This window comes from Roseibium sp. (assembly GCF_050301095.1).
Classification (GTDB): Bacteria; Pseudomonadota; Alphaproteobacteria; order Rhizobiales; family Stappiaceae; genus Roseibium.
In genome coordinates this window covers 1-7,012 of sequence record NZ_JBNKYW010000228.1, presented here as the reverse complement: position 1 = coordinate 7,012, position 7,012 = coordinate 1, and the positions used below count along the sequence as shown (strand labels likewise).

The 7,012-nt window shown below is 60.3% G+C and carries 5 protein-coding genes; all 5 read right to left on the bottom strand.

Translation table 11 applies throughout. The features are described from left to right. Positions 1 to 60: 60 nt before the first annotated feature. Positions 61 to 858: a peptidylprolyl isomerase gene (locus ACQY7U_RS20035; RefSeq protein WP_428648363.1), complete on the bottom strand. Its 798-nt coding sequence runs from the start codon at positions 856 to 858 to the stop codon at positions 61 to 63. 5 nt (positions 859 to 863) lie between these two features. Next, entirely contained in the window at positions 864 to 1,613 is a 750-nt protein-coding gene (gene narI, locus ACQY7U_RS20030) for a respiratory nitrate reductase subunit gamma (protein WP_428648361.1), read from the bottom strand. Between the two features lie 12 nt (positions 1,614 to 1,625). Next, positions 1,626 to 2,330, bottom strand: coding sequence for a nitrate reductase molybdenum cofactor assembly chaperone (gene narJ / locus ACQY7U_RS20025; protein ID WP_428648358.1), 705 nt, complete (start codon positions 2,328 to 2,330; stop codon positions 1,626 to 1,628). A gap of 1 nt (position 2,331) precedes the next feature. After that, the gene (gene narH / locus ACQY7U_RS20020; RefSeq protein WP_428648355.1) at positions 2,332 to 3,855 is read right to left on the bottom strand and encodes a nitrate reductase subunit beta; all 1,524 of its coding nucleotides are present in this window, start codon (positions 3,853 to 3,855) and stop codon (positions 2,332 to 2,334) included. Continuing rightward, a partial coding sequence (locus ACQY7U_RS20015) for a nitrate reductase subunit alpha (protein ID WP_428648352.1) occupies positions 3,852 to 7,012 on the bottom strand: 3,161 nt, incomplete at its 5' end. The genes narH and ACQY7U_RS20015, both read right to left, overlap by 4 nt.

The window sequence follows — 7,012 nt, the reverse complement described above, 5'->3', positions numbered from 1 at the left end:
GCGCTGCGTGCCGTGTTCAGACGTCTGTCTCGATCTCGCGCCATCGGTCCTTCCTCCCGTTCAGACCTGCTTCAAATCCGCCCCTTCGATATCTGCGGATTGGACCAACTGGTCGACGAACCGCCGCGCTTCGCGCGCCCATGCGGCCTTTTCGAGCGCCTCCGCAATCCTGGCACGCACTGCAGCCAGAGGGAGAACTTGTCCCAAGGCCAGAGCGTCCATGCGAATGATGTGGTACCCGTGCCGTGTCAGGACCGGTTCGGACGTGACCTCCCCCTCAGCCAGAGTGCGCAGTGCGGCCTCGAATTCCGGAACTGTATCTCCCGGACCCAATTGGCCTAAAGCTCCGCCCGAGGATTTCGACCCACAGTCACTTTCGCGGGCGGCCAGAGCGGCAAATGCTTTCGGATCGTTTGACGCGATGTCCAACAGTTTTTGGGCGCGGTTCAACGCACGGTCTCGGGCTTCCGCGTCTCTTGGATCACAGGCAATGAGAATATGTGACACCTCCCAAAGTGGCGGGGACCGAAAGCGCGAGGGATCCTTGCTCCACTCGGCCTCGATTGCAGCGTCATCGGGGGCTCCGACATCGATGGCCTCTTCGAGGAGGCCCCGTATCCGGGCCTCCTCGTCGGTCTCGAAACGGCCCGGCCCCACCTCCTGCGGGTCAGCGGCAATGCCGCGTGATCGGGCTTCCTGCAGAAGCAGCGTTCGGATCGCAACTGCGTTGGCCGCTTTCCGCCAGGCAATTCCGGGCTTGCCCTTTGGAGCGTCCTGGTTCTGCGTTTCTGCGGCGACGAGCGTGTGCGGCACATGCTCGCCGTTCACGATCAGATCGGGAAACATTGCTGCATTCATGATCCCTACTCCGCCGGCGTTGCTTTGGGCGCAGCGCGCTTGGGCAGTGGTTTCTGCCGCCGCGAGCGCACCAATTGGTATCCGGGGCGCAACAGGTACCGGAACGGCGCGGCAAAACCGGACACCATGTGCACCAGCCGGGTGAACGGAAACAGTGCCGTGATGATGAGCCCGAGGAAGATGTGCAGTTTGTAGAGCCAGTGCACGTCAACCACCATGGCCCAGGCGTTCAGGTTCCATGACACGATGCTCTGCGACCAGGTCATGAAACGCACCATCTCTGCGCCATCCATGTGTTGCAGGGTCTGCGTGATGGTCAGAAGGCCGATCACCAGCTGCCACCAGATCAACACCATGATGATGATGTCAGCCCAGCTGGATGTCATCCGGATACGGCTGTCGCCCAGGCGGCGGTGCAACAGGATTGTCGCACCGATCAATGCAGCGATGCCCGCAGGGCCGCCAATGAGCACGGCCATCCATTGCTTGACCCAGTACGGCACGCCAATCGCGTCCAGCACCCAGACCGGGGTAAAGAGCCCGACCAGATGCCCGAAGAAGACGGTGATGATGCCGACGTGAAACAGGATCGACCCCCAGATCAGTTGCTTGCGACGCAAAAGCTGGCTCGATGAGCTCTTCCACGTGAATTGATCCCGATCGTAGCGGGCGATCGAGCCGACCACGAGGATGGTCAACGCGGCATAGGGCATTATGCCGAAGATGATGAAATCGATATCGAAATTGGCAAACATGGTACTTTCTCCCTATTCGGCCGCGTGGTGCGGTGCGGGATTGACGGGTGTGTCCATGCGCGAAAGCATGTCACGAACTTGCGGGCACCCCGCATTCGGGTCTGGGCCGAAAAGCACTTCGCTTTCTTCCCAAACCTCGTCGAGGGTCTCCAGATCGGAAGGATCGTCATCGGGCTGCGCCAGCATCTCGGCCACAGCGCCCTGGTCGGCCTTTGCGCCTGCCAGCTGCAAGAGGCTGGCAAACACAGCACCGTAGTTGCTTTCCCGCCGGCCAAGTCGTGCGTTCAACGCCTCAAAGATATGGGCTGCATCCGCGAGAATGTCCTGTGCTTCCGAGAAGGGACGCGTCGACAGGAATTCCAGCAGGACCGGCAGGTGATCAGGCAGTTCCGATGTATTCGGCTCGAAGCCGCCCGCGCGATAGGTCTCGATCAGAGACACCATCGCCCCGCCCCGGTCCCGGCTTTCGCCGTGGACATGCTCGAAGAGGTTGAGCGACAGGGTCCGCGATCGGTCGAAGAGCAGCACGAACTGTTCTTCGAGGTCATAGATGTCGCGCCCGCCAAGCTCCTCCACCAGCGGGCGCAACGCCCGACGGGCTGCTGCTGTCAAACGCGTGTCCGAGGCCAGAACGGCGCCGATCTCGGGCATGGCATGCTGCAGCTCGCGTGTCGGGTAGCTCAGAATGAGCGAGAGTGCTTTCAAAGTCCGGTCCATATCACATCGCCTCCGTGGGCATCTTGAGGGGCCTTTTGGAACCACCGAAGAGGGAACCCTTGGTTGATCCGCCGCCGCATCCATTGGTGTCGGTAAAGCCGCAGCCGCCACGCAGGTCATAGGCTTCTTCGACCTGCTCGCGGTGCGTGGTCGGGATGACGAACCGGTCTTCGTAATCTGCAAGGGCCATGATCTTGTACATGTCCTCGATGATCCGTCCGCTCAGGCCGACGCGGGCGGCAATGGCCTCGTCGATCACACCCTCGATGGTCTTGGTGCGCATGTAGGACCGCATGGCCAGCATACGCTCCAGCGCGTGCACCACCGGCTCTTCGTCCCCGGCCGTCAGCATGTTGGCGAGGTATTTCACCGGAATGCGCAGGTTCTTGACGTCGGGCATGCCACCATCGGTCCCGATCGCCCCGGCTTCCGCCGCGTTCTGGATGGGCGAAAGTGGCGGGATGTACCACACCATCGGCAGCGTCCGGTATTCGGGATGCAGCGGGAAGGCGACCTTCCACTCCATTGCCATCTTCCAGATCGGGCTTTCCTGCGCGGCCTTGATCCAATCCTCGGGAATGCCGTCGGCACGGGCCGTCTCAATAACCACCGGGTCTCTGGGGTCGAGGAAGACACCAAGCTGCGCATCATAGAGATCCTGTTCGTTCTCCATGTTGGCCGCATCTTCGATCTTGTCGGCATCATAGAGCATGACGCCGAGGTAGCGGATGCGCCCAACGCAGGTTTCCGAGCAGACAGTCGGGTTGCCGCTTTCGATCCGCGGATAGCACAGGGTGCATTTTTCGGATTTCCCGGATTCCCAGTTGTAGTAGATCTTCTTGTAGGGACAGCCCGAGACGCACATCCGCCAGCCCCGGCACTTCTCCTGGTCAATCAGGACGATGCCGTCCTCCTCGCGCTTGTAGATCGCACCCGATGGACACGAGGACGCGCAGGCCGGGTTAAGGCAGTGTTCGCACAAGCGGGGGAGATACATCATGAAGGTGTTCTCGTATTCCCCGTAAATCTCCTTCTGGATGCCTTCGAAGTTATAGTCCTCGGACCGTTTGGAGAATTCGCCGCCCAGGATTTCTTCCCAGTTCGGACCCTTCTCAATCTTCTCGATACGCTCGCCGGTGATCTTGGAGCGGGGACGTGCCGTCGGAAACGCCTCCATCTCGGGGGCGGATTTCAGATGATCGTAGTCGAAGTCGAACGGCTCATAATAGTCGTCGATTTCCGGCATGGATGGGTTGGCGAAAATGTTGGACAGGATGCGCCACTTGCTGCCCTGCTTAGGCTGCAGTTTGCCTGCCTTGGTCCGTTCCCAGCCGCCTTTCCAACGCTTCTGGTTTTCCCAATCCGTCGGATAACCTGTGCCCGGTTTCGTTTCCACGTTGTTGAACCAAGCGTATTCAACGCCATCCCGGCTCGTCCAGACGTTCTTGCAGGTGACAGAACAGGTGTGGCACCCGATACATTTGTCGAGGTTCAGCACCATGCCGATTTGTGCGCGGATTCTCATGTCGTGGCCTCCTGTGCAGGCGCTTTCCAGCTCTCTTCGCGGTCGAGCCAGTCAACTTTCTTCATTTTGCGGATGACCACGAGCTCGTCCCGGTTCGCGCCTACGGTGCCGTAATAGTTGAAGCCGTAGGATTGCTGGGCATAGCCGCCGATCATATGGGTGGGTTTCAGGACCGTTCGGGTGACCGAATTGTGGATCCCTCCCCGGTGTCCGGTCTTCTCGGACCCCGGTGTGTTCACGATCTTTTCTTGAGCGTGATACATGAAGGTCGTGCCTTCCTTGATCCGTTGGGACACAACCGCTCGAGCGGTCAACGCGCCGTTGGTGTTGTAGACCTCGATCCAGTCGTTATCGACGATACCGGCGGATTTGGCGTCCACTTCGGAGATCCAGACCACCGGCCCGCCCCTGTTCAGCGTCAGCATCAACAGGTTGTCGGTATAGGTGGAGTGGATGCCCCATTTCTGGTGGGGTGTGATGAAGTTCAGCACAAGGGTGTCACCTTCGTCCTGCACCTCCTTGGTGATCGTCTTGAGGTCGATCGGAGGTCGATAGGACATGAGCCCTTCGCCGAAGGCCAACATCCACAGGTGATCCTGGTAGAGCTGTTGCCGCCCGGTCAGCGTCCGCCAGGGGATCAGTTCATGAACGTTGGTATAGCCTGCGTTGTAGCTGACCTTCTCGCTCTCGATCCCTGACCATGTCGGGCTCGAGATGATCTTGCGCGGCTGTGCGGCGATGTCGTGAAAGCGGATCTTCTGGTGATGCTCACCTTCGGCCAGATGCGCGTGTTCGCGCCCTGTCGCCTTGCCTAGCGCTTCCCAGGCTTTCACGGCCACGTTGCCATTGGTTTCTGGGGCCAGCATCAGGATGACCTCGCAGGCATCGATCGCACTGTCGATCTTCGGCCGTCCGGCCGCGGCTCCGTCCAACTGCAGGCCGTTCAATGCCGCTAGGTTGTCGATTTCCTCCTGCGTGTTCCAGGTGATCCCCTTGCCGCCGTTGCCCAGCTTGTCGAGCGCGGGTCCAAGCGCCGTGAAACGATCATAGATCGCGGTGTAGTCGCGTTCGACCGCCACGTAAGCCGGCGCCGTCTTGCCGGGGATCAGGTCGCATTCGCCTTTCTTCCAGTCCTTCACCTGGTCCTGTGCAATCTCGGCAGGGGTGTCATGCAGGATCGGGAGAGCGACGATGTCGGTCTCTTTGCCCAGATAGCCCGGCACGATCTCCTGGAACTTCTTGGCGATGGCCTTGAAGATCTCCCAGTCGGATTTGCTTTCATAGGCAGGGTCCACGGCCGCCTGCAGCGGGTGGATGAAGGGGTGCATGTCCGACGTGTTCATGTCGTCCTTTTCGTACCAACTGGCCGTCGGCAGAACGATGTCGGAGTAGACCGCCGTGGTGCTCATCCGGAAGTCGATGGTCACCAGCAGGTCCAGCTTGCCGCGCGGCGCGTCTTCATGCCACTTGGCTTCCTTGGGCAATTGGCGACCGTCTTCGCCCAGGTCCTTGCCCATGACGCCGTGGTCAGTGCCAAGCAGGTGCTTGAGGAAATACTCGTGGCCCTTGCCGGAGGAGCCCAGCAGGTTGGAGCGCCAGACAAACAGGTTGCGTGGCCAGTTGGCGGGGTTGTCCGGGTCCTCGCAGGACATTTCCAGATCGCCCGACTTGAGGTTCTCGGCCACATAAGCCGGGATTTCCTTGCCCGCTTCCTTCGCGGCCTTTGCGACCTCCAGCGGGTTTGTCTTGAGCTGTGGTGCCGAGGGCAACCAGCCCATGCGTTCCGCACGGATGTTGTAATCGATCAGGCTGATGTCCCAATCCCCCTCGGGGGCGGTCGGTGACAATATCTCCGAGGCCTCAAGCGTCTCGTAGCGCCACTGGTCGGTATGGGCATACCACGCGCTGGTCGAGTTCATGTGGCGTGGCGGACGGTTCCAGTCGAGCGCAAAGGCCAGAGGTTGCCAGCCAGTCTGCGGGCGCAGTTTTTCCTGCCCCACGTAATGCGCCCAACCACCACCGGACTGGCCGACGCAGCCGCACATCACCAGCATGTTGATGACACCGCGATAGTTCATGTCCATGTGGAACCAGTGGTTCATCGCGGCCCCGATGATGATCATCGACTTGCCTTGTGTCTTCTCGGCGTTGTCCGCGAATTCCCGAGCGACATGGATGATCTTATCGGCCGGAACCCCGGTGATCTTTTCTGCCCAGGCAGGGGTGCCGGGCATGTCATTGGCATAGTCCGAGGTGACCCAGTCCCCGCCCAGTCCACGATCCAGACCGTAGTTGGCGCAGAACAGATCGAAAACCGTGGCCACGGAAATCTCGCCATCCGCCGTCTTGATCTTCTTGACGGGGATGTTGCGGGTCAGCACGTTGGGGTGATCGGCGTCGGTCGCAAACTGACCGTACGCCTCCCCGCCAAAGTAGGGGAAATCGACGCCGACCACATCGTCATGGTCTTCGTCCAGAACGAAGGACATCTTCAGGCTGGTGTCCGCCTCATGTGCCTTTTCTTCGAGGTTCCACTCCCCGTCTTCGCCCCAGCGATAGCCGACCGACCCATTGGGGGCGACAAGCCCTTTGGATTGCTCGTCATAGGCGACGGTCTTCCATTCGGGGTTGTTCTCTTCTCCGAGCTTGCCGTCCAGATCGTCGGCGCGCAGAAAGCGGCCCGGGACGAGCTTGCCGTTGCGTTCGTCCAGTTTTACCAGCATCGGGAAGTCGGAGTACTTGCGTGTATATTCTTCGAAATATTCGCACTGCCGGTCGAGGTGGAATTCGCGCAGGATGACGTGACCGAAGGCCATGGCCAAGGCTGCGTCGGTGCCCTGCTTGGCATTCAGCCAGACATCGCCGAACTTGGCGGCCTCGGAATAGTCGGGACAAATGACGGCGGATTTGGTGCCCTTATAGCGCGCCTCGGTATAGAAATGCGCATCGGGTGTCCGGGTCTGCGGCACGTTGGATCCCCAGAGCAACAGGTAGCCGGCATTGTACCAGTCGGCACTTTCCGGTACGTCCGTCTGCTCGCCCCATGTCATCGGAGAGGCCGGCGGCAGGTCGCAATACCAATCGTAGAAGGACATGCAGACGCCGCCCATCAGGCTCAGGTAGCGCGAGCCGGCGGCGTAGCTGACCATTGACATCG